The following is a 25,338-nucleotide window of genomic DNA, read 5'->3' on the forward strand; positions in this document are numbered from 1 at the left end:
AACCCCGTCAACGAAAAAAGCCTGGACGTTGTTCACGTCCAGGCTTCAAATTGTGGCTCCTCAACCTGGGCTCGAACCAGGGACCTACGGATTAACAGGGGGATAAAACCCTTATTTATCAACGACTTATGCTCGCCTTTGCTCGTCATGCCTCGTCAAAACTCGTGGAGATTGTCACGGCCCGGTTCAGCTAGAGGCGAACATGCGAACGGTTTGCGCAAGCTCGTTTCTATTTCCGCAAATAACTCCAATAGGGCCCAGCTGCCTTCAAATGAATGACAGAACCAGGAAGTGGAATGTCTACTTCATCCTTCACAGGGACAGGCACAGGGCCGATTTTCAGAGTGGGTGAGAACCAAAATGAGTTCTCTCCGATTTCGGGCGCAGGCCCGAATTGGAACACGTGTGTTTCGTACTCCTGACACCCTATTTGATATGAGGTACCACCACATTCAAGCGGCGTTTTCTTTCTTCCGGGGACCGCCAGAATAACCGTGGGAGAAATTGTCAGAAGATAGAGCCGAACAGGCTTTTTCAGTTGCACCTTCGGCAAAAAATCATGAAGCTCCGCTTTGATTTGTTCCAGGGTAACGACTTCACCTTGCTGATTACGATAGCCAATTTCACATGGGCCGCTGGCCATAACGTGGCTCACAGCAGCGCACCGCCAGAGTACCTGGGCGCGGACACCGTTGAGGAGCATTGGCCCTTTGAACGCTGGGCGCTCTTCCCAGGGAGTGCCTGGGATGATGACGCCGCAGCCATGAAGCAGAAAGCTACCTAGCAGCGCTACAGCGAATGATTTTTTTGCCATTTTTATTGATCACCTGAAAACAAACTTCGCCGATCTACGTCACGTTGGCATCAGCTTTCATTGGTAAAAGTACCGGATTAACAGGGGGATAAAACCCTTATTTATCAACGACTTATGCTCGCCTTCGCTCGTCACGTTTCGTAGAGACTCGCCAAGATCGTCACGGTAGCAACGTCCGCTTAAGGTGATCTCGGAATTCTGGACTCGCCACATGCTCATAGGCAGCATGTAATGTTTCCATCCATTTGCCTAAGGTCAGATAGTGACCATCAATCTTTTCATAGCAGTCTTGAAGATACAAGTCTGCACTATGGCAACCATCTTCAGTCATCACATCGAAGCGCTCGACAAAATGGTGAGCCAAAATGTTTCTTAAATCCACCAACTCGTTCAGCTGCTCTCGAATATCCGCATGATGCTCTGGTGAAATCGCGACACTGAACTTAAAACTGAACCAAGTCGGGTCGAGGTGTTGAGCTGAGCCTTGGACGTTTCGGTCTATCTCGCCATTTGGCAAGAGACTTGGCTGAAGGTAGTCTTGCATGAACTCGCCCCTCAGTTGGCCCAGAGTCTTTTTCGCATTATCAACAAAATTTTGGGCGACGATGCTTTGTATCTGTCCCGGTGGCCCGGACAATTCTCGAAGGGAAAGTAGCGCTTTCAGGCGTATTTCGTAATGCTGTAGGCGGAAAAGGCATCGCCCAAGTTTGCGCTGCACCTCTCTCTGCGTTGACGCATGAGGCGGTTCGGTCAGGTTGGCTGATTCGGTCAATTGACTAGTGCGGTCGGTTTCGTCACGTTTTGTCATAGCGTCGAGGGAAGGAAGCGGATTAACAGGGGGATAAAACCCTTATTTATCAATGACTTATGCTCGCCTTCGCTCGCCAGGTTTCGTCATTCGTCGCCAGGTCTGTCACGTGAGGTCTGTCGCTCACGTACGGATTAAGTTCGGTAGGGTGAATATGCAGATGCCTAACGAGAAATAATTACTGCCCAAGCACAGAAGTTATATGCGCGGGGACGATCTTCGTAAAACAATCTTGTCCCGCTGTATCGCAACGGCAAAGGGATGCACTGAAGCCAGTTTGCCTGTTTTTAGTTACTAAGAAGCTAGTCGCGCCAATTCGAATAAAGGCGGGGAGAGTTTTTTGAAGTATGCGCATTCATTGCTCACACCGACCTGTGCGACTAACGTGGACGCAACGCGCTCCGAAGATCCGTTCATGTTCGCGTCAGCAACCTCCTCTTTTTGACGCAAGAAACTTTCTAGAATAGTTTTAAGCCATTTGCCTTTAAAAAATCTTAAGGGTGTTCCAGAGACGATACTCGTCATTAATTTTTTTTCATACACCGAAAACAGAGCATCAAAAGCGGGTAGGCTCATCCCCAAAGTTAGACGCAGTTTTTCGCGCGCTTCGGTGAATGCCGCCAAATTGGTCGGGGCGGTAGCCCTTTCGTTTATGGCTGACGACCGCTCAAAGGTGCAGCCACTGTTTACGCTTTTTACGTGACTTACCATGCAAAGTACTGTCCACTCGCGCCAATTCTTTACACACCCTTCGACCCAAACTTGTTGGTTACCAATCAGTAACGCGGCTTGCTGGAGGCTCATCCCACACGCATCGGCTACAGCTCTGTGAAGATCGCCATTCTTGAAGAGAGATCCTTCAAGATCGTAAGTGTCAGTGTAGATGAGATGCTTCGAGCGGAGCTGTGTCCGAAGAACGTCGTCGATGTCCTTGTCAGCAAAGAAGGCGTTGACCGATTTTTTTCCAAACGCCTCGCTAGCGAGCTTCCCGCTTCGCCTCAGAGTTTGAAAAAATGTTAGCAATGCCGTCTTGCCGCCCGTGGCGCCTGGAAGCTCTTTGGCGGCAATAATGCGATAGTTAATAGCACCGCCGCCAAACATCCGAAAAAACAATCGGTCATAGAAAGCTCTGTCCAAGCCTCCTTCAACAAAAGCAAAAAAGTTGCACCTCGAGATTTCGAGCGCCCGAACAAAGCCTTGCGGCGAATGAACTAAGCGGGTCATATTTTGAAAATCTTCTCGTCGCTAATGTCCGCCATGATCTCCGGAGAGTGTGAAGCTAAAATCAGTTGGCAATCTGGATTGAGTGCTTGTACTGTTTGAACAAAAAGCCTCTGCCAGTCGATGTGCATTGAAAGTTCCGGCTCGTCAATCAAGACAGAGTTGCCTGCAGCCGTCATTGCTGACAAAAGGATTTTTAGCATATGTTTTTCACCGGAAGATAGATTTGCCGCCGACACTGTTTCCCCGGTAATTAGAGTGACTTGTAGCTGATTGGCAAGGATAGAAATTTTCTTTCCGCGCGAGAATAAACTTTCTATCGTCGCCTTAAAACGGTCGATAGGTAGCATGGTCGATTCGATGCGCCGTTCAATTGCATTTATATTGTCTACCGACCTACGCAGGTTCCCGTCAGATTCATACCGCTTGTTGAATTGCTCCAGGCTTCCAAGCACCATCGCGCCTGAGGTGGGTTGACGATTCAGAAAATTCACAACACGATCATATATTTCTGCTGTATTTGTACTAGGAACAGCGGGCTCTCTAAGGCCGGTAAATAGCACGTTGTGAAGAACTGCGCGTAGACCTTCTTCTTGGATTCCCCGCACCTCTTGCAAAGCTTTGGAGTAGTAGACCAGCCATGCACGGTTGACTGATTCGGCAAAAAGTTCATCTAATTGAGCCTCCGATAGCTGAGACCGAGAGGCGGCAGCTCTGGAGCTTCTGTCGGTTAGATAGAGTCGAGTGGTCGGAAGAAACGTGTGAGCCCATCGTTTTGTTTCCTTGTCCTTTAGGCTCGGCGTTAGCTTCCACTGATTTGGTTCGACGACACTATCGAACATTAGCGATCTAGGGTCATCTATGATTTCTGCTTGGGCCAGATAGGCTTGAAAACGCATGTTGTGAATGCGTTCGAGTGTTGAGTCTTTTCCCTTCTTCCGTTCCCAGCTGTGCTTGATCAATTTTTTGTGATCCTCGGAATAGATGTGAATCTCAGCCTTGGTCACAGGAAGTCTTTGGATCGCTTCTGCGTCACGTGATAACGCTGCGTCGATAATTTTAAGTAACGTAGTCTTTCCGCACCCGTTGTCGCCGAAGATTATGTTGACGTCCCTTTGAAGTTGAAACTCTATCGTTTCACTTCTACCTAAAAGGCCCTCAATCTTGATTGCTGATACATAAGCCATCGAGTGTCCTTTGATTATATTTTTCTGCCGTTGATCTAGGCCTATTGCCCTGAAACCCATGGTCTCGTCTGCTGTTACGCAGATACTATATTGCATGATCAAGGAATACGGAAAACTAACCGCGGGCCAGTTCCACGAGTTCATCGGAGCAGTCCCCGGTCTGCTTGAAATGCTGCGTGGAATGAATGAACAGCTAGCCAGCACGTCCGCTGTAAAGTTCGATAGCGTCATGCCTGGCGATTACGGCCTTTACAGCTACGTGTACGAGATGCCATTCGCTCAACACTTGAGTTTTGTCGTGGTCGGTTTGAACAGGATGGACGAAGTGAAAGCCATGGCGGCCTCGCCAGACCCCCAACAAGCTGTTCTGAACCTGATGAGAGATCGCGATGCGGTCGATGACAGGGAGCAACATCCTGATTTCGACGACGAGGATATCGTGACTTTGGCGTATTCCCTCGGAAGAACAATCCAAAGTATGGCGACTTATGGACGCAGTATTTCCAGCCTGCTCCAGGATGTACGAGAAAACAACAATCACGATTCCTTGTTCAAGGCCATTCGGATGGATCGCGCTGTCATTGGTTGCCCTACTGCGATGAAATCAATTGCCCGCGCCCAGATCCGAGGCAACAAAGCATTCTTCAAGAGCTTGCGTAGCGCCCTGGCTGGTCCCTCGAAAAAGGAGTGGGCCGGTCTGGATCAGATGCGCTATGCCTTTGTCATGCTTCGGGAAATGGGTTTGAACGATCTTTCCGAGGCCGCCCTTGAGGAGTTGATGGTGGACAAGCTCCAGGTCTACAAGGCCCCCAAGGGGGATGCTCGGAAGAATTTGCGGGCTCATTACCGCCAATCCCGCAAGATTAAAACCATCTGAAATCGCTATTTGAGATGGTCGCCCAAACGGGTCGACATGCATAACTTCGGTATCCACTCCAGGCAGTCAAAACGACACGCTGGTATGGAAAAAGGAAGTTTTCATGTCCTCCGACAAGTCTCAAGCCGGCAAGCCTGCTGGCAGCTCTCATGGCCCCAAACCAGCCGACCCGGCATTCGTGGACGGGCGCGCAGCGCCGGCCAGCGAATCCGGGTCGGAAGGTATTCGGGGTGCGTCGCCTAGTAACACAGCACCCCTAAACAGCAATAACACCCTGCCGGACGGCTTCAAGCTGCTGCGCCTGGCTGTGGACAGTCTGTACCTGTCCTACCCTGGCGACTTGCATCCGGGGGTTCTGCGCGAACTGGTAAACCTCAAGAACAAAGCCCAGTCTGCCGATCCGCTGGAACAGGCCCAGGCTCAGTTTATTGTTGGGGGCCACATCTTCGAGGTCAAAGACAAGGGCGCGGGGATGTTTCCCTTCGTCCTGGACGACAACGCCTACCGCCTCCAGTTCTCCCGGCCCAACAAGAAGCTGCCCATGGCCTACGTCAAGGTCTCGGCTGAATATCTGGCTCACAAAGGCCCCAGAGCCGTCCAGGAGGAGCTGGAGAAGCTTCTCGGGGAGTTCGGCTTGCTCAGTGGCCGGAATATGGTCAGCCGCATCGATCTGGCTGCCGATTTCAGTTCGCCCTGCGTGATGGATTCCTGGCACCGTTCCGCCTGGGTCACACGTGCGGTCCAGATACACAGCTATGCCAAGGATCAGCAGTTCACTGGCTGGACCATCGGTATGGGCGGCGTGATCGCGGCTCGCCTGTACGACAAGACCCAGGAAATCGTCCACAGCGGCAAAACCTGGGCCATGGACCTGTGGCGGCCTGCGGGCTGGGAGCCTGGGCAACAGGTCTGGCGGCTCGAATTTGAATTGAAGCGGGACTACCTCAAGGAAAGGCAGTTGTCCTCCCTGGAGAGCGTCCTGGTCAACCTCAATGGCCTGTGGAGTTATGCCACAACCGAATGGCTGCGTCTGACGGAGCCAAACCCCGAGGACTCAACCCGGGCGCGCTGGCCAACGCATCCGCTGTGGATGGCGCTTGCCTCCGTCGATTGGGAGACCTCGGGCGGTGTGTTGTTGAAGCGCTTCACCAATGCCCGCCTGCCCGACGAGAAGCGGCTTTACAGCACCGTTTTCGGGTCGCTGGCCTCCTACATGGCTATTCATCAGATTGAAGACAAGTATCTGGCCCTGGATGGTCTGCTCGGCAAGATGCACCAGCATTACCAGGACATTGCGTTTCAACAGGGCCTGCTGGTCGATGACCTGCTGATTCAGCGCATGGCGGCACGCTCCAGGCTGTTTAACACCGGCGTGAACCGGCAAGACGAGCCGTCTGAGCCCGAGGAATCCGAAGGCGTCAAGGCCTACCGGAAAGCCTCCAATGGCTAATAAGGGGCGGCCATGGACAAGGCTCTGGATCGTGCTGAGGAGGGCTTGCCGCTTCCTGTGGCGCGTTGTCTCAGCAAGGAACAAGCGGCGGCCTACCTCGGGATCGGGCTCACCCTCCTGGCTGAGCTTTCTGTCCCTCATGTGCGCTTTGGTCGTCGCTGCGTCTACGACAAACTTGACATCGATGCCTGGCTCGATGACTATAAGGACGAGCGAAGGCGGGCCGGAAAGGAAAAATTATGGCCCGTAATGAAGGAATCTATCGGAGGCCGGATTCCAGCCTCTGGTGGATCAATGCAACGCTCCCCAACGGCAAAAGAGTACGCCAAAGCGCTGGGACTGACGTCAAGGAGGATGCCGAAGCCTATCTAGCCAAGTTAAAGCTGGATGCGTACCGGGAGACTCACTTTGGCATCAAGCCCCAACGTAGCTGGCAAGAAGCCGTTGTCCGGTATCTCGAACTGAAACGGACCTTGAGAAGTTTTTCGGATGTGCAGCGGATTTGCCGCTTTTTGGACCCTTACCTGGGGTCGATGATGCTGAACCAGATCAATGGTGATGTGGTTTGGACCGTTGTCCAGGGGGAGCTCAAGAAAGGCAACAAACCTGCCACGGTGAATCGCTACCTGTCCACGATGCGCAGCCTTCTCCGGATGGCTCGCGATGAATGGCAGTGGATCGATAACTTCCCGAAAATCCGGCTCCTGGGCGGTGAAGTCGAGCGGGATCGCTGGTTGACGCATGAAGAAGCTGATCGATTGATCCGCTTCTGTGCGCCACACCTGGCGGCCCTGGTACGGTTTGCCCTGGCAACAGGCTGCCGTGCGGCTGAGATAACGGGTCTGGAGTGGAGCCGGGTCGATCTGAACAGGCATACGGCTTGGCTGAACAAGACCAAAAATGGCACGCCTCGGGGAGTCCCGTTAAATGAAGATGCGATTGAAGTGTTGAGAGAGCAGATCGGGCAAAACCTGCAATTTTGCTTTGCGTACAAAGGCCAGCCCTTGCGGGCGGACGTGACCAACACGGCCTGGCACAACGCGCTGGCAAAAGCGGGGATTGAGGACTTCCGTTTTCACGACTTGCGCCACACCTGGGCATCCTGGCACCGCCAGGCGGGAACATCCTGCGATGAACTCAAGGACCTGGGCGGCTGGAAGTCGAGGACGATGGTGGACCGCTACGCCAAATTTGCAACAGAGAACCTGTTATCCGCAGCGTCCCGCATTGAGCGCGGGGGAAGTGGCCCGAACGTGGTGGAATTTTCACGTTTTCGTCACGTTTAGAAAGACGAAAGGCCTGCACTTACGTGCAAGCCCTTGTTTTATATGGCTCCTCAACCTGGGCTCGAACCAGGGACCTACGGATTAACAGTCCGGCGCTCTACCAACTGAGCTATTGAGGAATACAGCCTTAAATTATAGCCTGACTTTTTCGGACTTCCGGCTCAGGATTGAACTTAGGGCCAAGAATTCAGGCGCTGATCCCCCGGCGCGCCAGTCCGAAAGCGGCTTCCCCGATAATCCGGCATCGCCTTCGCAGGGCCTGAACCACCGGGAAACACTTTTCTCCATGAGCAACGACACTTTTGAATTCGAGTACCCGCGCGTGTTGTCCATTGCGGGCTCGGACAGCGGCGGCGGGGCGGGCATCCAGGCGGACCTGAAGACCTTTGCCGCGCTCGGCTGTTACGGCATGACGGCCATCACCGCGCTGACGGCGCAGAACACCCAGGGTGTGCGGGCCATTCATGGCGTGCCGCCCGCCATGCTGCGCGACCAGATCGATGCGGTGGTCGAGGATATCGGTGTCGACGCCGTGAAGATCGGCATGCTGCATGCGCCCGAGATTGTGCTGGCCGTGGCCGAGGCGATTGACCGCCATGCGCTAGAGAAAATCGTGCTCGACCCGGTGATGGTGGCCACCAGCGGCGCGGTGCTGATCGACAACCCGGCCATTAACGTGCTGGTGCGGGAACTGTTTCCGCGCGCGGTGCTGGTCACGCCCAACCTCGACGAAGCCGCCCTGCTGGTGGGCAGGCCACTGAACAATGCAGATGACATGGAGGCGGCGGCTCACGAGCTGCTGGCCAAGGGAGCGCGTGCGGTGCTGCTCAAAGGCGGGCATTTGCCGGGCGACACGGTGATGGACCTGCTGCTGACGGCTGCGGGCGAAAGACACTGGATGCATGCACCGCGCATTCACAGTGCCAATACGCACGGCACGGGCTGTACGCTGTCGTCCGCCATTGCGGCCGGGCTGGCTTTGGGGCAGCCCTTGCAGGAAGCGGTGGAAATGGCGCGCGCCTATGTGCGTGCGGCACTGCTGGCCGGCGCCAAAGTGAAAATCGGCGCCGGCAGCGGGCCGCTGAACCACGGGCATGCGCCCCTGGCCATGCGGCTCAAGCCCTTGAACCCGGTCAAGCCGCGGGGCTGAGCGCGCGTTCTCCGGTGGCCGGTCCGGAATGGGCACGGGTCACACGGGCGAGCATAAAGGTCAGGGCCAGTGTGGGCAGCGCCGCGCCCCACTCGGGCGCGAGTTTGGCGCACAGGTGGTAGGTGGCCACGCCCAGCACCCAGATCACGACTGCGCTGAGATTGACTTTTTTCGTTCCCACCAGCGAAGCCACATTCGGCACGCCGCCCAGGCGCGCCAGGATCACGCCGTACAGCGGCACAAACACCGAACTGAGCATCAGCAGGAAAGGCTCCAGGCTGTGCATGGGCAGCACCAGCGCCAGGCCGGTGCACAGGACCGCCAGGGCCATGCCCCAGCGACGCAGGCTCCAGCCGGGCTTGAGGCTGTGGCCGGCGACCGAGCCGGAGTACAGGTCGCCATAGGCGTTGTCCACCTCGTCGATCAGGATCAGGCCCAGGGCGATCAGCCCGCCTTGCGCCAGCAGCAGGGCGGCGACCAGGTCGGTGCTTGGTGTGGTGAGGGCGATCAGCACGCCCAGGCCGTAACACCAGGTGTTGGCAATCGCGTAACCCAGCCAGGTGCCGCGCAGCGCGCTTTTGCCGTCGCGGCCGTGGCGTGCGAAATCGGCCACCAGCGGCAGCCAGGACACCGGCATGGCAATCACCAGGTCCAGGGCTGACAGCGTGCTCATGCCGCCGGTGCCGGGACGGTTCCAGATTTCCTGCCAGCCCTGCGCGTGGGCGCGCCCGAGGAATTGCCAGGTCAGCCACAGCAGCGAGGCGATCACCAGCGGCAGGCCGTAGCGACCGATGAACTTGCGCACCAGCTTGACCATGGAGCCCGACAGCAGCGCAATCAGCACGCCGCCCCAGAGCAGGGTGGCCAGTACCGGCCAGAAGGACGCGACAAACGAACCCGACTGCCGTGCGATGGCCACCGTGCCGTCGCGCATGACCACCAGTTCAAAGGTGGTCCAGCCGATCAGCTGCACGATGTTGAGCAACACCGGCAGGCGCGCGAAGCTGCTGCCGTAGGTGGCGTGCATCAGGCCAGCACTTGACAGGCCGCTGTCGCAGCCGATCTTGGCGGTCCAGGCCAGCAGGCCGGCGCCGAGGATGGAGCCGACCACGATGACGGCCATGGCAGCCTTGGCGCCGAGCGCCGGGACCAGGTAGGCGCCGATCTGCATGACCAGCAGGCCGACGCCCAGGCTGAGCCAGAGCGCGGCGTGTTCGCGCCAGCCGAACAGGCGGTCTCCCTGGGCCAGGGGCGTGAGTGCGGTGTTGGAGGGAACGGGTACGGTGGCCATCAACTTTTCCTTGTGTCAATGGCAGGGCGGCTTGCGAGGGCGCGTACAGGGTCGAAAAAACCGTGCCGCGCCTTGGACATGCTTCCCTGCGCGAGGATTACCTCAGTCAGGTTCAAAGGGACTTTCTCAGTCGCCACTTGCGCGGCAACACCCCCAGCGAATGCGCTCCTGAGGGAGCGCGAACTGGATTCTACGGCAGGAGCCGCATGACGCTCCGCAGGCTCACAGCCGGCGAATCGGCTTGTGTTGCCACACCAGCCGGTAGTAGGCGGTCTGCATCGCCAGCATGGCGGTGAACGCCACGGGGTAGGCCACCCAGATGCCGTTGAGGCCGATGTAGCGACTCAGCAGCCAGGCGACGGGCACCTCGATCGCCAGGATGGCGGTGATCGAAATCGCGGTGGGCACCAGCACGGAGCCGCTGGCGCGCATCACACCCGAGATGGCCGCCGACATGCCGAAAATGACCGTGCTCCACAGCATGATGTGCAGCAGGGTCTGGGCCGTTTCGATGACCGGTGCGCTCGTGATGAACAGGCCGATGATGCTGCGCGAGAACAGGTAGGCCAGCAACACCAGGCCGCCGGTTACCACCAGATTGAGCATGATGGCCGTGCGCGCGATGGCGCCCAGGCGCTCGGCGTGGCCCGCGCCTATTGAATGCGCCCCGAGGATGGAGGCCGTGATGGCAATCGAGATCGCCGGAAACTGCACATAGGCCACGATCTGGTTCACGGCGCCGTAGGCGGCGGTGGCATCGGAGCCGAAGCGGTTGACCAGGAACAGCACCGCCACCTCGGCGAGCGAGACGATGACCATCTGCATGCCGGTGGGCAGGCCGATGCGCAGGACTTTTGCGAGGATGGCACGGTCGATCTTCATGTGCTGCAGAAACCGGGCGTCGGGTGCCAGCGCGTGGCCCTTGCGCCGCAGGTACCAGGCCAGCCAGGCCAGCGCCACCGTGAAGGACAGCACTGCGCCCCAGGCGCCGCTGGCAACCCCCATTTGCGGCAGTCCGCCCCAGCCGCGGATCAGCGCCGGTGTCACGACCAGGCCCACCGCGGTGGACAGCAGCAGTGCCAGCAACGGCGTCAGCGTGTCGCCGACACCGCGCATCATGGAGGTGACCAGCAGGAACACGAACAGGCCGGGCATGGCGATCAGCATCACGCGGGCATAGGCGACGGAGCCGGGCAGGATATCGGCGGGTGTTCCGAGCAAGGTGAGCAGCCGGCCGGTGAAGGTGCCGCCGAACACCGCGACGACGAGCCCGGCCAGCAGGCCCACGCTCAGCGCGGTGCCGGCAATGGCCTTGACCCGGTCGGGCTCTTGGGCGCCCCAGGCCTGGCCGATCAGCACCGAGGCCCCGGCACCGAGGCCGATGACAAAGGAAATGAAAAAGAACATCACCGGAAAAAACGCCGACACCGACGCCATGGCGCCGACACCGAGCATCTGGCCGAGGTAGACGTTGTTGATCGTGCCCGACAGCCCCTGCAGGATGTTGCTGGCCATCATGGGGCCGAGGAAAACGAGGAAGGCCTTCCACATCAGCGGAGGTCGTGTGGTCACGTCGCGTCCTTTTCTTCACGCGCAGCGAACGCCTGCCGGGCCAGGCCTTGCGCATGGCTGCGCAGGTCGTCCGGCCAGGCCTGTGTCTGCTCATCGAAGCGGGCACTGTCACCCGCGAACAGCGCGCGGCTGGCCTCTTCAAACCCCGGAAGACTGCTGGCGATGGCCGACATGAAACGGTAGGCCACCTCCTGCGCCCGGCGCACGCGGTCCTTGCCCTCGTGGGTACGGCGTGCTTCCTCGACCAGCTTGCGCAGGGCCACCGAGGCGCCGCCGGGCTGGCTGCCCAGCCACTCCCAGTGCCGCGGCAGCAGGGTCACCTCGCGTGCGATCACGCCCAGCTTGGGCCGTCCGGGGCCGCGCGGTGCGTCCTCCGGCTCCGGGGCGACCGGGACATCGCTTCCCTCGGCACGCCCGGACGTTTGCAGGCGGTCCAGCACATCCGCGTCGCTTCCGCGCAAGTCCAGCTCGACCAGCTCGCTCGTCAGATCGTCAAACACCAGAATGGTTTTCTGCCGGCCCTGGTCGGCGACGGCCTTGACCTTCAGGGCGACCTCTCGCAAGGGGCCGGTGGCGATGCGGCGGCTTTCCTCAAAGGCCGTGCAACGCCGCTGCGGGGAGGTGCTGGCCGTGGGGCCGGGCGATGGGGGCATGGTTTTCTTTCAGTGGGAATGGAACACGGTAGCGCTCGCCAGCTCCAGCGCCGTGGGCGGCTCGAACTCGCGTTCCATGAAATCGAACATGGGCGCGCTGACCTCAAAGGAATAGGTGTCGCCTTTGTCGATGTTCCTCTGGAGCACGCGCTGGCGCCTGACATCGAGCGGGGCATTGACAAAGTGAAGCTGCGCCGGATGTTCGCCGGCGCTGGCCAGCGCCAGGAATTCGGTGCGGTTTCTGACTTTCATGAATCCGAGGTCCAGCACCACGTGGCCGCCCGTGCCGGCAATTTCTGCCGCGGTGGCCCAGATGCGCTTCTCGCATCTTTGGACGCGTTCCATGATCCACGCAAAGTTCATGGGTGTCGGCAGGTCGGGGCCATACAGCTGGCCCATCCAGTCGTCGATTGACAGGCGGACGCCCTGGAAGCGCGTTGCGAGTTGGCGCGCATAACTTGACTTGCCGGCGCCTTGTGGTCCGAAGACCAGATGCAGGGTTCCCATGATGTTCTTTCTTGACAGGACCAGAGGGAAGAGATGCCTGACCTGCCGTGGTCCGCGGCCTGTCTTCCTTTTCAATGGACCGAATATTACCCGGGTAAAAATTAGATGTCAATATTACCCGGGTGAAATTGAGCCGAAAAAACGACAGACAAAGAAAAGGCCCGCACATGGCGGGCCTGGGCAGGGGGGTATAGCCCGGTGTTCAGTCGAAAACGGGCGTCTCCACCCCGAGCACCTTGTGCAGTTTCGGGCTGGTGGTGGTGTATTGCAGGTGGATCTTCTTGTCGGGGAAGATGAATGGCGCCGCGCCGAAAGCGGCCAGTGCGCATTCATGAAAACCGCTGAGGATCAGCTTTTTCTTGCCGGGGTAGGTGTTGATGTCGCCGACCGCAAAAATGCCGGGCACGTTGGTCGAGAATTTTTCGGTGTCGACCTTGAGCTGCTTGCGCTCGATGTCCAGGCCCCACTCGGCAATCGGACCGAGCTTGGGCGACAGGCCGAAAAAGACCAGCATCACGTCGAGCGGTACCACGCGGGTGACACCGTCGGCACCGGTGACCTTGGCGCCGGTGAGCTTGCCGTCTTTTTCCTCGTAACCTGTGACCTGGCCGACGATGAACTGCATCTCGTAGTTGTCACAAAGCTCCCGCATCTTCGCGACGCTGGCCGGGGCAGCCTTGAAGCCGTCGCGGCGGTGGATCAGGATCACGCTTTCGGCCTTGTTCGGGCCTTCCTTGGCGAAGTTGAGCGCCCAGTCGAGTGCGGAGTCGCCGCCGCCGACGATCACCAGGTTTTTGCCGGCAAAGTCAGCCGGCGACTTGACGCGGTAAAACAGCTGCGTGTTGTCAAACTTCTCGAGGCCGTCGACCTTCAGCAGGCGCGGCTGGAAAGCCCCCACACCGGCCGCAATGAAAATGGTTTTGGTCAGGAACTGCGTGCCTTTGGAGGTCTGGACGAAAAAGCGGCCGTCCTCCTGTTTTTCGACAGTGCTGACTTCCTGGCCGAAGTGGAAGGTCGCGCCAAAGGGCTCGATCTGCTTGAGCAGGGAGTCGGTCAGTTCCTTGCCGGTGCACATCGGCACGGCGGGAATGTCGTAAATCGGCTTGTCCGGGTAGAGCTCGATGCACTGGCCGCCGGGGTAGGCCAGCGAGTCAATCACGTGCGCCTTGATCTCCAGCAGGCCGAGTTCAAACACCTGGAACAGCCCGACCGGGCCCGCGCCGACGATGACCGCATCGGTCTCTATCGGGCCATCGTGCGCGGCAGCCGTGTTGATCACTTCCTGGTTCAGTTGAGGTTCCATGGGGGTTTTTCGGGTTGCAGTTTGGAGAGGGCGGGCAGACGCAAAGCCCTGCGATCGGAAGCGCCTCAGCGAACGAGCTGGTCCAGTTTGCTGGTGACGTCTTTCCACTCTTCGGCATCGGGCAAGGCTTCCTTGCGCTTGGTGATGCTTTTCCAGCCCGGCGCGTTACTCAGCTCGACATTGAGCTTGATGAAGGCGACCTGGTCGGCCGGTACGTCTTCTTCGGCGTAAATCGCATTGACCGGACACTCGGGGATGCAGACCGCGCAATCGATGCACTCGTCCGGATCGATCACCAGCATGTTGGGGCCTTCGCGGAAGCAGTCCACGGGACAGACATCCACACAGTCGGTGTATTTGCAGCGGATGCAGGATTCGGTAACGATGTGAGTCATGTTGTTCTTGCGGGATCGGTGGAAACCCTCAATTTTAAGAGGATTCCGTGAGCAGGGTTAAGTCGGGTGCCAGATCGGGGCTGATCCTGATCAAAGGATCAGCGCGGCGCCCGAGGTCTTGTTCGATGCCGTGTCCACCAGCACCAGCGAACCCAGCACCCGCGAGCGGGCATAAGGCAGGGTGGCGAGCGGGGCCTGCAGGCTCAGCTCGATGTGGCCGATGGCGTTGGGCGGCAGCTCGCTGGCGTCTTCCTCGGCCAGGGTGTTGACATCGAGCTTGTGCACGATGCGTTTGACCTTGGCCTTGACCCAGCGGTGGCCGTGCAGTGCCCAGTAGACACGTCCGGCGACCAGCGGCTCGTCGTCCATCCAGGCAATGGTGACCGACAGTTCGCGCGTCGGCTCAAAAGTATCGGTGGCCAGCAGCCAGTCGCCGCGCGACACGTCGACTTCCCGGTCCAGCACGATGCCGGCGCTGTGGCCGGCCAGAATGGACTTGGGCTGGCGGGCGTGGTCGAGGACCTGTGCCACGACGGCTGTCTGCCCGCTGGGCAGCACGGTGACGCTCTGGCCAGGCTGTACACCGCCGGTGGCGACACGGCCCCAGAACACGCGGCGGCCCTGGGAGGTGTCCGAGGATGACGAAAATTTTTCCACCCATTGCACCGGGAAGGCAAAAGCCTCGGTGCTTTCGGCCGGGGTGGCGGGTAGCTGTTCGAGCAATTGCAGCAGCGACAGGCCTTCGTAGCCGCACCAGCCGGGCTGGGCGTCCACCACGTTGTGGCCCTTGAGTGCGGAGATTGGCACGATGGCCCTGACCGGTATCCGGGCCGCCCCGGCGAAGGCCTTCAGCGCCGTGCTGATGTTTTTGAAGGCCAGCGCAGGATCTTCCACCGCGTCGAGTTTGTTGACCGTGAACACAATGGATGGCACACGCAGCAGGTTGACCAGCAGCGAGTGGCGGCGGGTCTGTGGCAGCAGCTCCATGGACGGGGTTTTCCAGTCCAGCTTGGTCGCATCAACCAGCACCACGGCGGCGTCGGCGCTCGACGCGGCCGTGACCATGTTGCGGGTGTACTGCTCGTGGCCGGGCGCGTCGCCAATGATGAACTTGCGGTTTTCGGTGGCGAAGTAGCGGTAGGCCACGTCGATGGTGATGCCCTGCTCGCGTTCGGCCGACAGGCCGTCGGTCAGCAGGGCCAGGTCGGTCTCGCCGCCGCGCTGCACGCCGGCCAGGTGGTCCTGCAATACGGCCTTGCTGTCCACCAGCAGGCGGCCGATCAAGGTGCTTTTGCCGTCATCGACGGAACCGCAGGTGATGAACTTTAGCGCGGATTTCAGGTCATTTTGGCCTGTAGCGCCCGTCAGTTGTGCGCCGCCAGCTATCAAATCAGTAGTGCTCATCAGAAGTACCCGTCTTTCTTGCGCTTTTCCATGGATGCATCGGAGGTCTTGTCGTCCATGCGTGTGGCGCCGCGCTCGCTCACGTCGGCGGCCAGGGTCTCGATCACGATCTCGGCGGCGGTGGCGGCCGGACTGTCCACCGGGCAGGTGCAGGTGATGTCGCCCACGGTGCGGAAACGCACGGTTTTCTCGACCACTTCCTCGCCCTCGCGCGCCGGTGTCAGCTCGGTCACCGGGACCAAGAGGCCCTTGCGTTCGACAACCTTGCGCTGGTGCGCGTAATAGAGCGAGGGCAGGGCGATGGCTTCGCGTTCGATGTATTGCCACACGTCGAGTTCGGTCCAGTTGGAGATCGGGAACACGCGGAAGTGTTCTCCGGGCTGCAGCCGGGTGTTGAACAGCGTCCAGAGCTCGGGCCGCTGGGCCTTGGGTTGCCACTGGCCGAAACTGTCGCGGTGCGAGAAGATGCGCTCCTTGGCGCGGGCTTTCTCCTCGTCGCGGCGCGCGCCGCCGATCAGCGCGTCGAAGCGGAACTCGTCGATGGCTTCGAGCAAGGTCACCGACTGGTGCACATTGCGCGACTCGCCGGGATGCGCCAGGCGCACCGTGCCGCGTTTCATCGAGTCTTCCACGTTGCGCACGATCAGCTCGGCGCCGAGTTCCTTCGCGCGCAGGTCGCGGAAGTCGGTTACCTCGTGGAAGTTGTGGCCGGTATCGATCATCAGCAGCGGGTAGGGGATGCGTCCCACGCCAAAGGCCTTCTCGGCGCACTTGAGCATGACCAGCGAGTCCTTGCCGCCCGAGAACAGCAGGGCCGGGCGCTCGAAGGCCGCGGCTACTTCGCGCAGGATGAAAATCGTTTCTTCCTCGAGCGCGTCGAGGTGCGAGTTGCTCAGCTTGCTGAGCAGTTGGGGTTCGGCGCGTGCGTTCATTCGGGGATCTCTCGGATGGGGATGATGCTGGAAGTACGACCGGAAAGCGGGCTGGACAAAGGTTCAAAAGCAGCCGGTTCTTCGGCTTCGTGCGTGCCGTCGGCCGTAACGTGCAAGCCGCATTCCTTGGCGCTTTCGTTTTCCCACCACCAGCGGCCGGAGCGGAAGTCTTCGCCCAGGGTCACGGCGCGGGTGCAGGGCGCGCAGCCGATGCTGGGGAAAAACTGGTCGTGCAGCGGGTTGAACGGAATGTTGTGCAGCGCGATGTAATGCCAGACGTCGCCCCAGGTCCAGTCGGCCAGGGGGTTGATCTTGACGCGGCCATCCTGCTCCTCGATGTCGTGCACTTCGGCGCGGGCGCTGGACTGTTCGCGGCGCAGGCCGGTGATCCAGCCCTTTTTGCCGGCCAGGGCACGCTCCAGCGGCTCCATCTTGCGGATGTGGCAGCAGGCCTTGCGCAGCGCGAGGCTTTTGTACATGGCATTCGGGCCGTTGTCCTCCACGAACGCGCTGGCGGTATCGGGGTCAGGGCGGTACACATCGACATGGCGCAGGTAGCGTTCTTCGATGCGCGGGATCAGCGCGACGGTTTCGGCATGCAGCATGCCGGTCTCGAGCACAAAGATGCGGCTGTTGATGCCGGCTTCCTCGAGCAGGTGCGTGACCACCATGTCCTCGGCACCCAGGCTGGAGGCCTGGGTCAGCGGCGAGTGTTTTTGGGCCGACGATTGAAGCAGCGCGATGCTGCGCGCGAGTTTCTGCGCGAAGTCGGGCGAGGCCTTGGCGTAAAGCGATATGGCACCCATGGTCAGGCCGCCTCTGCAAAGTGGGGCGCGACATGCACCGCGTCGCCCTGGTAGCGGCCCACGCCGTAGCCGGGGTAACTTGCCAGCACACGCTGGGCCGTGGCCAGGTCCTGGTCGGCACGCAGCACGGCGACGTCAAAGCCGCTGCGCTCCATCTGCGCGAGCTGGTCGGCCAGCACGTCGCCCGTGGCGCGTATCTCGCCCTCGAAGCCGCGCCGGCGGCGCAGCAGAAAGGCCTGGCTGAAGGCACGGCCGTCGGTGAACTTCGGGAAGTGCAGGTCGATGCGGGTCACGCCCTCCAGCGGGGCCTGCAGCGGGTCGGCGTCGTTGGCGAGCACCAGAACGGAAGTGTTCTCGGCGGCAACGTGATCGGAAAAAGGAAAAAGTTTCATGGGGTTCTCCTCAGGCGGCCAAGGCAGCAGCGGCAAAACGCGCACCCTTGGCGGCCTCCTTGAAAGGATCCATGCCGACACGGCGCAAGGTGGCGATAAAGGTCTCGCCGGCCTCGCGCTCGCGGCGGTAGGTGTCGAGCACGGCTTCAATCACTTCCGGCACTTCGGCGGCGGAAAACGAGGGGCCGACGACCTTGCCGGGCACCGGCGCGCCGCTCAGCGTGGAGCCGTCGGAGCCGCCCAGCGTGACCTGGTACCACTCCTTGCCGTCCTTGTCCACGCCCAGGATGCCGATGTGGCCGCTGTGGTGGTGGCCGCAGGAGTTGATGCAGCCGCTGATGTGCAGGTCGATCTCGCCGAGGTCGTGCAACTCGTCCATGTCCTGGTAACGCTCGGTGATGGCCTCGGCGATCGGGATGGAGCGCGCATTGGCCAGCGAGCAGAAGTCGCCGCCGGGGCAGGCGATCATGTCGGTCAGCAGGCGGATGTTGGGGCGCGCAAAACCGGACTTGCGCGCGGCGCGCCACAGTTCGGGCAGCTCGTCGCAGCGCACCCAGGGCAGCAGCAGGTTCTGGTCGTGCGTGACACGCACTTCGCCGGCACTGAAGCGGTCGGCCAGGTCGGCCGCCGTGTCGAGCTGGTCGGCGGTCGCGTCGCCAGGCGCCTGGCCCAGGCGCTTGAATGACAGCGTCACGGCGCGCAAATCCGGGTTCTGGTGCGGCGCCACGTTCTGCTTGAGCCAGCGGCCGAACTCGATGTCGTCCTCGGCGGCAGCGCGCAGGATGTTGGCGATCTTGGCGTCGGCACTTTTGCGGTCGCACTGGAGCGTGGGCGGCACAAACGACGCGGTGACGCGGTCCAGCTCGGCCTGTGTGATGGTGTGGGGGCCGCCGTCGTGTTCCATGATCTGCAGGTACTCGGCCTCGACGTCGTCGATGTACTTCTGGCCTTCGGCTTTCACCAGGATCTTGATGCGCGCCTTGTACATGTTGTCGCGCCGGCCGTAGCGGTTGTAGACGCGCACGATGGCTTCGATGTAATTCATGACCTGGTGCCACGGCAGGAACTCGCGGATCACGCTGGCAATGATGGGTGTGCGACCCATGCCGCCACCGACCAGCACCTTGAAGCCCAGCTCGCCTTCGGCGTTGCGGATCAGGTGCAGGCCGACGTCGTGCCATGCCGTGGCGGCGCGGTCTTCCCGGGCGCCGCTGATGGCGATCTTGAACTTGCGCGGCAGGAAGGCGAACTCGGGGTGCAGCGTGCTCCACTGGCGCAGGATCTCGCCAAAGGGGCGCGGGTCGGCGATTTCGTCCACCGCAATGCCGGCCCGTTCGTCGCTGGTGATGTTGCGGATGCAATTGCCGCTGGTCTGAATGCCGTGCATATTGACGCTGGCCAGCAGGTCCATCACGTCGGCCGACTTGTCCAGCGGAATCCAGTTGTACTGGATGTTCTGGCGCGTCGTGAAGTGCGCATAACCGGCAGTCAGCTTGGAAGCCACCGACAGGCCGTTTTTCAGGTTGACGGGGCCGAGCTTGTCCTGGGCCGCCTGCGCATCATGGAACAGCGCGGCATTCGGTTGATCATATTCACGTGCGATTTTCGCCAGCACACGCACTTGCGCGCTCGAGAGTTCGCCGTAAGGCACGGCGACGCGCAGCATGGGCGCGTAACGCTGGACGTACCAGCCGTTTTGCAGGCGCAGCGGGCGGAAGTCGTCTTCGGCCAGCTGGCCGGCCTGCCAGCGGGTCAGCTGGTCGCGGTACTGGCTGGCGCGGGCTTTCACAAACTGGCGGTCAAATTCGGTGTATTGGTACATGGCGGTCAGGGATCCGATGATTCAGGGGGTCAGATGGCGATGAGTTTGGCGCCGGCATAAGCCAGCAGCACGGAAAGCAGGGAGCGTATCCAGCGGTCGGGCGTGCTGTTGACCAGGCGCGAGCCGAGCCAGATGCCGGGCAGCGAGCCGGCCAGCAGTTTGACCAGCAGCAGCCAGTCCACCGAGCCGATGGATGCATGGCCGAAGCCGGCCACCAGCGTCAGCGGAACGGCGTGGGCGATGTCGGCGGCCACGATGCGCGGTAGCGGCAGGGCCGGGTAAAGCAGCATCAGCACAATCACCCCGATGGCGCCGGCGCCCACCGAGGTCAGCGTCACCAGCACACCGATCACCGCGCCGAACAGCATCGGCAGGGCCCAGTGGCGCGCCTGTGTCGCCGCGGCCAGGGCGGCCGGTTCAATGTGGCGCGGCGCAGCCTTGCCATAAACGGCTTTGTAGAAGGTGGCGCACGCCGTGAGCAGCAACGCCACGCCCAGCGTGGTGGTCATCACGGCCTGGGCCGCCGGGTTGGCCGGTCCGACAAGATGCAGCACATACAGCGTGGCCAGCGAGGCCGGAATGCTGCCGGCCGCCGTCTGGCCGACAATTTTCCAGTCCACCAGCCGGGACCGGGCCAGGCCGATGGTGCCGCCCAGCTTGGTGAAGGCGGCAAACAGCAGGTCGGTACCGATGGCCAGGTGCGGTTTGACGCCGAAAAAGAAGATCAGCAAGGGCGTCATGAGCGAACCGCCGCCCACACCCGTCAGCCCCACCACGAGACCGACGGCAAAACCCGCGAAAACAAAAGCAAAATCATGCATAAGCCGCCGACTTTAGGGCGAGGGCTTATGAAAACAAACTACAGATTCGTTGTTCGCTTATGCGAATAAGCTTATTCGCGAGTGTTCATGCGGGTCTCCGGGCTGGAGCACTGAATTTCGTGTCATCGGGACAACGCCGTCAGCAACATTTGGACACAAGCCCCGTATCATCCACGCCAATAACAACAAGGGGGCGGGAGTGAAGCGGATATTCGTCAAGTTTTTCGGTTTCAGCAGCGCCGAGCGCCAGGCACTGGATCTGGTGTTCCGTCTGTCCGAGTCGCGCGACGTCGTTTATTCGGGCTGGACGGCTCAAACCGCGGAGGCGATCGAAGCGCCCGATGTCCTGATCATCGACGGTGACAGCTGGGAGGCCGTGCTGGCATTGGCCAACCCCGCCCACGACGGCCTCAAACTCATCTGGATCGGCGATGACGCACCTGCCCAGGCCTGGCGGGTGTTTGAGGCGCCGGTCAAATGGTCGGCCGTGCTCGAAGCAATGGACGAGGCCTTCGGGCTCCTGCCCCGGTCACAGCCTTCTTTGCCGGAACCCCAGGCTGCGCTGCCGATCGATCTGGACCTTGCGCATGACGAGGATCTCGATGTGGTGCTCGACGACGGCGACGCCACCGAACCCTTGCCGCTGGAGCCGGGCACCCTGCCGCTGGTGGGGCGGCGGGTGCTGGTGGTGGACCCCGGGCGCGACGACCGCCTCTACCTGCGTGCCAAGCTGGCCGCCGCCGGCCTGCATGAAGTGGACGAGGCGGCCACCGGCACGGAAGCCTTGATTCTGCTGAACACCCATGCCTACCTGCTGGTCACGGCGGACCTCGCGCTGACCGACATGGACCCCTGGCTGCTGATCAAGGCGGTGGACAACACCCGGCCAGCCATTGCCCACCTGTTTGTCACCGGCACGGCGCCGGCCTGGCAGCAGGGGCTGCGGGCCCGTTTTTCCGGTGCGCAGGTCTACCTGCGAAAACCCCTGCACCCCGGGCAGCTCAAGAAAATGCTACGAAATATATAGCTGTATGTGCCCGCCCATCAAGGGCTGGGATCATAAAAGGCTTCAAATCACCGGGTCCACCGGCGCCACCCGTTGTTTGAGCAGGCTGGCACGCTGCGGCGACAGTGCCTGCGCCAGCCGCTGGTCCACCGGCAGGGGTTCGCCATGCAGCCGGGCGGCGAGCAGTTCGCCGCCTAGCACGGCAAAGGTCAGCCCGCGCGAACCCATGGCCGTGTTCACCCAGAGCCCCGGCTGCCGCAAGGGCTGGAGCGGGCCCACCAGCGGCAAGCGGTCCGGTGAGGCGCATCGCACGCCGGCCCAGGCCCTGGCGGTTCCTTCCCGAAAAGCCACTGCCAGTTGGCGTGCCGTGTGCGGCAGCAGGGTCTGCAGGCGCTCCAGGTTGGCCAGCTGGTCGGCCGGGTCGGGCCGACTGTCGTCCCGGTCGCGCTGAAAACCGGCGCCAGCCATCCATGCGATGCCCTCATCGACGGGTACGGCAGGCAACAAGCTGCCATGGCCGTTGACCGGGAAGGCGGGAAAGACGGCGTCGTCGGCGCTGCGCCGCAGGCCCCAGGAGACCTGGCCGCGAATCGCCTGCAGCGGCAGCCCGCCGTCCACCAGCAGCCCGCTGGCATGGGCCGCGGCCAGCACCACAAGATCGGCCTGCGCAATGATCTGCTCCCGGCCGTCGAACACCTGCCATGGGCCCGCGGCGTTGCGTTCCAGCCGCGCTGCCTGCACGCCGCCACGCCAGGTGATGCCGGGTTGTGCAAGCAGCGCCTGCACCAAGCGGGCCGGCTTGATCCAGCCCGCCTGGCGGTGCCAGGTGGCCGCCGAGGCCGTGTCCAGCCCGGCCTGGTCGAGTTGCGCCGCGCTGGCCGGCTCACTCCAGTCGTGGCCGGCGTCGGGCCAGTCGGCAGGCAGGCCACCGCTGCCCTCCAGCCGCCGCTCCAGCACGCCGCTGGCCTGCCAGTCGCGGCCTTCCTGCAACAGCGCCCGGGCCTGCTGCAGCGTGGCGCGCACGCCGCAGCGGGACAGGCGCGACAGCAGGCTGTCATCGGGCGAGACATGCGGCACCAGCACGCCGGCCGGCAGGCCCGAGGCACCGCCGGCCGGTGTCTCATGCGCATCGATTACCAGCACTTGCCAGCCGCGCCGCGCCAGGCTGGCGGCCGTGGCTGCACCGGCCAGGCCGGCGCCGATGACGACACAGCTTGATGGCAGGACCGGCGCCAAGGGCGCACCGCCGGCTGCCTTGCGCGGCACCCAGCGCGGGGCGAATTCGCCCTGCAGGTTGTCGCGTTTGGGCGGCAGGCCCGGGGTTTTCTGCACGACGAAGCCGCACTGGGTCAGGCCGTCGAGCACGCTGCGCGCCACCGTCCAGCTGGCGATGCGGGTGCCGCGGCGGCAGCAGCGCGCCACCGCCTTCAGCGTGTGCAGGTCCCAGATGCCGGGGTTTTTCGCGGGGCTGAAGCCGTCGAGGTAAACCGCGTCAGCTGCCAAAGCCTGCTCGCGCAGCACGGCTTTGGTGTCGCCAATGCACAGCGTGAGCAACACCTGGCCGCCCTCGAACACCAGCCGGTGCGCACCGGGCAGCAGGCCCCAGCATTGGGCCTGCAGTTGTTCGGCCAAAGGCAGCAGTTCAGGATGCGCCTCGGCCGCACGCAGGATGTCGGTGGCGCTGGCCGGGTGCGCTTCGGTGGCCACAAAATGCAGCAGCCGCGGCCGCGCGGGGTCGGCCTTCCAGGCCTGCCAGGTCACCAGAAAGTTCAGTCCGAGGCCAAAACCGGTTTCCAGGATGCACCACTGCGGCTGGCTTGCCCAGGCGGCAGGCAGGCCACAGCCGTGCAAGAACACCTCGCGCGACTGCGCCAGCCCGCCGAGTTCGCTGCGGTAGCGGTCGCCAAAACGCGGGCTGTAAGGCGTGCCGTCGGCCAGCCACTCGATCACTTCAGCCATAGGCTACAAGCGTGAGTTCTCCAGATCCAGACCAGCCGGGGCCGCGGATCTGGCTTTGCCGGTCCGCAGACGCAGCGGCCCCCTCGGGGGGCAGGGCGCTACACGCAGTGAGCAACCGTGGGGGCCTTATTCCGTAGGAGGGACGTAACCCTGCACCTTATCGGAACCACTGCCGAAAAAGTGGTTTTCCATCTGGCGCGCCAGGTACTGGCGGGCACGGGCATCGGCGAGGTTCAGGCGGTTTTCATTGACCAGCATGGTCTGCTGCTTCATCCACTCTGCCCAGGCTTCCTTGCTGACTTCTTCCCACAGGCGTTTGCCCAGTGGGCCGGGGTAGGGGGGGAAGTCCAGACCTTCGGCTTCCCGGCCCAGTTTGATGCATTTGACGGTACGTGCCATGGGGACTTCTTTCGTGGAATCTGGTTATAGATGATTTGGGTATTAAGAACTGAATTCTTATTCGTTCCTGTTTTGGTCTGCCGCTTCCAGAATCCAGCTTCTCACTCAAACCCGCATAGAAAAAATGCACTGGACCAGAAAGCAGACCATGACCACACGCCGCCATTTTATGAATGTTTCCACCCGCCTGGCAGTAGCCGTAGCACTGGCAGGGTCGGCCGGGGCCGCGCTGGCGCAAACGCCGGCCGCCAAACCCCCCGTGACCCTGCTCAACGTGTCTTACGATCCGACTCGCGAGTTCTACGTGGAATACAACGCCGCCTTTGCCAAATACTGGAAGGCCAAGGCCGGCCAGGACGTGACCATCAAGCAGTCGCATGGCGGCTCGGGCAAACAGGCGCGCTCCATCATCGACGGGCTCGATGCCGACGTGGCCACGCTGGCGCTGGCCGGCGACACCGATGCGCTAGTCAAAAACGGTGCATGGCTCGCCCCCGACTGGCAGAAAAAGCTGCCGCACAACTCGTCGCCCTACACCTCGACCATCGTGCTGGCCGTGCGCCAGGGCAACCCCAAGGGCATCAAGGACTGGGACGACCTGATCAAGCCCGGTGTCAGCGTGATCACGCCCAACCCCAAAACCTCGGGTGGCGCGCGCTGGAACTACCTGGCGGCCTGGGAGTTCGCCAAGCGCAAATACGGCAGCGATGCCAAGGCGAAAGAATTTGTCGCCAAGCTCTACGGCAACGTGCCGGTGCTCGACACCGGCGCGCGCGGCTCCACCATCACTTTTGCCCAGCGCGCCCAGGGCGATGTGCTGATCGCGTGGGAGAACGAGGCCTACCTGCTTGAAAAGGAATTCGGCGCCAAATTCGACGTGGTTGCACCATCGATCAGCATCCTGGCCGAGCCGGCCGTCGCCGTGGTGGACAAAAACGTCGACAGGAAAGGCACACGCGTCGTGGCCGAGGAATACCTGAAGTACCTGTATTCCGAAGAAGGCCAGGACATCGCCGGCAAGAACTTTTACCGCCCTGCGGTTTCGCAAAAAGCCATCGCCAAATACGCCAAGCAGTTCCCCAAGCTGAACCTGTTCACCATCGACCAGGCTTTCGGCGGCTGGGCCAAGGCTGACAAGGAACACTTTTCGGACGGCGGTTCCTTCGACCAGATTTACGTCCGCAAGTAAGAATCCCCGGTCCGGGGCGCTGCGAGTTTGCGGCAAGTCAGCCCGGGTTGCCCTGACATGACTATCATGAACGGATCAAAGACACACCCGGAGC

24 protein-coding genes, 1 tRNA gene and 1 riboswitch are annotated in these 25,338 nt (G+C 61.3%); of the genes, 6 read left to right on the top strand and 19 right to left on the bottom strand.

The features are described from left to right. Positions 1–229: 229 nt before the first annotated feature. The 4 genes from AAG813_RS12305 to AAG813_RS12320 all read right to left on the bottom strand — a co-directional run bounded on the left by AAG813_RS12305 (position 230) and on the right by AAG813_RS12320 (position 4,030). On the bottom strand, positions 230–814 hold the full coding sequence (locus AAG813_RS12305) for a hypothetical protein (protein WP_341915502.1): 585 nt from the start codon (positions 812–814) through the stop codon (positions 230–232). Between the two features lie 160 nt (positions 815–974). Continuing rightward, positions 975–1,622, bottom strand: a complete 648-nt coding sequence (locus AAG813_RS12310; RefSeq protein ID WP_341915506.1) for a hypothetical protein — start codon at positions 1,620–1,622, stop codon at positions 975–977. Between the two features lie 294 nt (positions 1,623–1,916). Beyond that, positions 1,917–2,846 (bottom strand): DUF4435 domain-containing protein, encoded by a 930-nt coding sequence (locus AAG813_RS12315; protein WP_341915510.1) that lies wholly within the window; start codon positions 2,844–2,846, stop codon positions 1,917–1,919. Continuing rightward, complete coding sequence (locus AAG813_RS12320) at positions 2,843–4,030, bottom strand: ATP-binding protein (protein ID WP_341915513.1); 1,188 nt, start codon at positions 4,028–4,030, stop codon at positions 2,843–2,845. The genes AAG813_RS12315 and AAG813_RS12320 overlap by 4 nt, the downstream gene beginning before the upstream one ends. A gap of 94 nt (positions 4,031–4,124) precedes the next feature. Here AAG813_RS12320 and AAG813_RS12325 point away from each other — a divergent pair, with 94 nt between their 5' ends. From AAG813_RS12325 to AAG813_RS12335, 3 genes are all read left to right on the top strand, one after another. Then, positions 4,125–4,907 carry a hypothetical protein gene (locus tag AAG813_RS12325; RefSeq protein ID WP_341915516.1) on the top strand — a complete coding sequence of 261 codons (783 nt, stop codon included), beginning with the start codon at positions 4,125–4,127 and terminating at the stop codon, positions 4,905–4,907. A 103-nt stretch (positions 4,908–5,010) separates the two neighbouring features. After that, complete coding sequence (locus AAG813_RS12330) at positions 5,011–6,357, top strand: hypothetical protein (protein WP_341915518.1); 1,347 nt, start codon at positions 5,011–5,013, stop codon at positions 6,355–6,357. 239 nt (positions 6,358–6,596) lie between these two features. Beyond that, a complete protein-coding gene (locus tag AAG813_RS12335) occupies positions 6,597–7,643 on the top strand; it encodes a site-specific integrase (RefSeq protein ID WP_341915521.1) in 1,047 nt (348 codons plus the stop codon). Between the two features lie 43 nt (positions 7,644–7,686). Here AAG813_RS12335 and AAG813_RS12340 read toward each other — a convergent pair. Then, a tRNA-Asn gene (locus AAG813_RS12340) sits at positions 7,687–7,762 on the bottom strand. Positions 7,763–7,929: 167 nt separating this feature from the next. On the opposite strand from AAG813_RS12340, the gene thiD reads away from it, so the two are divergent. Next, entirely contained in the window at positions 7,930–8,793 is an 864-nt protein-coding gene (gene thiD, locus AAG813_RS12345; protein WP_341915524.1) for a bifunctional hydroxymethylpyrimidine kinase/phosphomethylpyrimidine kinase, read from the top strand. On the opposite strand, the gene AAG813_RS12350 is transcribed toward thiD, so the two are convergent. From AAG813_RS12350 to AAG813_RS12405, 12 genes are all read right to left on the bottom strand, one after another. Beyond that, a complete protein-coding gene (locus AAG813_RS12350; protein ID WP_341915528.1) occupies positions 8,777–10,084 on the bottom strand; it encodes a cytosine permease in 1,308 nt (435 codons plus the stop codon). The two genes, thiD and AAG813_RS12350, sit on opposite strands and share 17 nt — an antisense overlap. Before the next feature lie 66 nt (positions 10,085–10,150). Further along, positions 10,151–10,249, bottom strand: a riboswitch (TPP riboswitch). A 57-nt stretch (positions 10,250–10,306) separates the two neighbouring features. Continuing rightward, entirely contained in the window at positions 10,307–11,635 is a 1,329-nt protein-coding gene (locus AAG813_RS12355; protein WP_341915712.1) for an MATE family efflux transporter, read from the bottom strand. A gap of 17 nt (positions 11,636–11,652) precedes the next feature. Further along, positions 11,653–12,309 carry a DUF2239 family protein gene (locus AAG813_RS12360; protein ID WP_341915531.1) on the bottom strand — a complete coding sequence of 219 codons (657 nt, stop codon included), beginning with the start codon at positions 12,307–12,309 and terminating at the stop codon, positions 11,653–11,655. Positions 12,310–12,318: 9 nt separating this feature from the next. Further along, positions 12,319–12,816 carry an ATP-binding protein gene (locus AAG813_RS12365; protein ID WP_341915535.1) on the bottom strand — a complete coding sequence of 166 codons (498 nt, stop codon included), beginning with the start codon at positions 12,814–12,816 and terminating at the stop codon, positions 12,319–12,321. A 202-nt stretch (positions 12,817–13,018) separates the two neighbouring features. Beyond that, a complete protein-coding gene (locus AAG813_RS12370; protein ID WP_341915538.1) occupies positions 13,019–14,119 on the bottom strand; it encodes an NAD(P)/FAD-dependent oxidoreductase in 1,101 nt (366 codons plus the stop codon). Positions 14,120–14,184: 65 nt separating this feature from the next. Beyond that, positions 14,185–14,514, bottom strand: a complete 330-nt coding sequence (gene fdxA, locus AAG813_RS12375; RefSeq protein WP_341915541.1) for a ferredoxin FdxA — start codon at positions 14,512–14,514, stop codon at positions 14,185–14,187. Between the two features lie 90 nt (positions 14,515–14,604). Beyond that, positions 14,605–15,918 carry a GTP-binding protein gene (locus tag AAG813_RS12380; RefSeq protein ID WP_341915543.1) on the bottom strand — a complete coding sequence of 438 codons (1,314 nt, stop codon included), beginning with the start codon at positions 15,916–15,918 and terminating at the stop codon, positions 14,605–14,607. After that, the gene (gene cysD / locus AAG813_RS12385) at positions 15,918–16,850 is read right to left on the bottom strand and encodes a sulfate adenylyltransferase subunit CysD (protein WP_096695752.1); all 933 of its coding nucleotides are present in this window, start codon (positions 16,848–16,850) and stop codon (positions 15,918–15,920) included. Before cysD ends, AAG813_RS12380 begins: the two co-directional genes overlap by 1 nt. Continuing rightward, positions 16,847–17,656: a phosphoadenylyl-sulfate reductase gene (locus AAG813_RS12390; protein ID WP_341915550.1), complete on the bottom strand. Its 810-nt coding sequence runs from the start codon at positions 17,654–17,656 to the stop codon at positions 16,847–16,849. The genes cysD and AAG813_RS12390 overlap by 4 nt, the downstream gene beginning before the upstream one ends. A gap of 2 nt (positions 17,657–17,658) precedes the next feature. Then, a complete protein-coding gene (locus AAG813_RS12395; protein ID WP_341915551.1) occupies positions 17,659–18,048 on the bottom strand; it encodes a DUF934 domain-containing protein in 390 nt (129 codons plus the stop codon). 10 nt (positions 18,049–18,058) lie between these two features. Further along, positions 18,059–19,870 carry a nitrite/sulfite reductase gene (locus tag AAG813_RS12400; RefSeq protein ID WP_341915555.1) on the bottom strand — a complete coding sequence of 604 codons (1,812 nt, stop codon included), beginning with the start codon at positions 19,868–19,870 and terminating at the stop codon, positions 18,059–18,061. 29 nt (positions 19,871–19,899) lie between these two features. Next, on the bottom strand, positions 19,900–20,691 hold the full coding sequence (locus tag AAG813_RS12405; RefSeq protein ID WP_341915557.1) for a sulfite exporter TauE/SafE family protein: 792 nt from the start codon (positions 20,689–20,691) through the stop codon (positions 19,900–19,902). A 199-nt stretch (positions 20,692–20,890) separates the two neighbouring features. Here AAG813_RS12405 and AAG813_RS12410 point away from each other — a divergent pair, with 199 nt between their 5' ends. Beyond that, entirely contained in the window at positions 20,891–21,718 is an 828-nt protein-coding gene (locus AAG813_RS12410; RefSeq protein ID WP_341915561.1) for a response regulator, read from the top strand. A 42-nt stretch (positions 21,719–21,760) separates the two neighbouring features. Here the strand turns inward: AAG813_RS12410 and mnmC are convergent, their stop codons facing one another. Together mnmC and AAG813_RS12420 are read right to left on the bottom strand one after the other, a co-directional pair. Next, positions 21,761–23,656, bottom strand: a complete 1,896-nt coding sequence (gene mnmC / locus AAG813_RS12415) for an FAD-dependent 5-carboxymethylaminomethyl-2-thiouridine(34) oxidoreductase MnmC (RefSeq protein WP_341915564.1) — start codon at positions 23,654–23,656, stop codon at positions 21,761–21,763. Between the two features lie 126 nt (positions 23,657–23,782). Further along, a complete protein-coding gene (locus AAG813_RS12420; protein ID WP_341915567.1) occupies positions 23,783–24,055 on the bottom strand; it encodes an oxidative damage protection protein in 273 nt (90 codons plus the stop codon). A 148-nt stretch (positions 24,056–24,203) separates the two neighbouring features. Between AAG813_RS12420 and AAG813_RS12425 the strand changes: the two genes are divergently transcribed. Continuing rightward, complete coding sequence (locus tag AAG813_RS12425) at positions 24,204–25,244, top strand: sulfate ABC transporter substrate-binding protein (RefSeq protein ID WP_341915571.1); 1,041 nt, start codon at positions 24,204–24,206, stop codon at positions 25,242–25,244. Positions 25,245–25,338 lie beyond the last annotated feature (94 nt).

Origin of the sequence: Polaromonas sp. YR568, assembly GCF_943371715.1 — a bacterium.
Classification (GTDB): domain Bacteria; phylum Pseudomonadota; class Gammaproteobacteria; order Burkholderiales; family Burkholderiaceae_C; genus Polaromonas.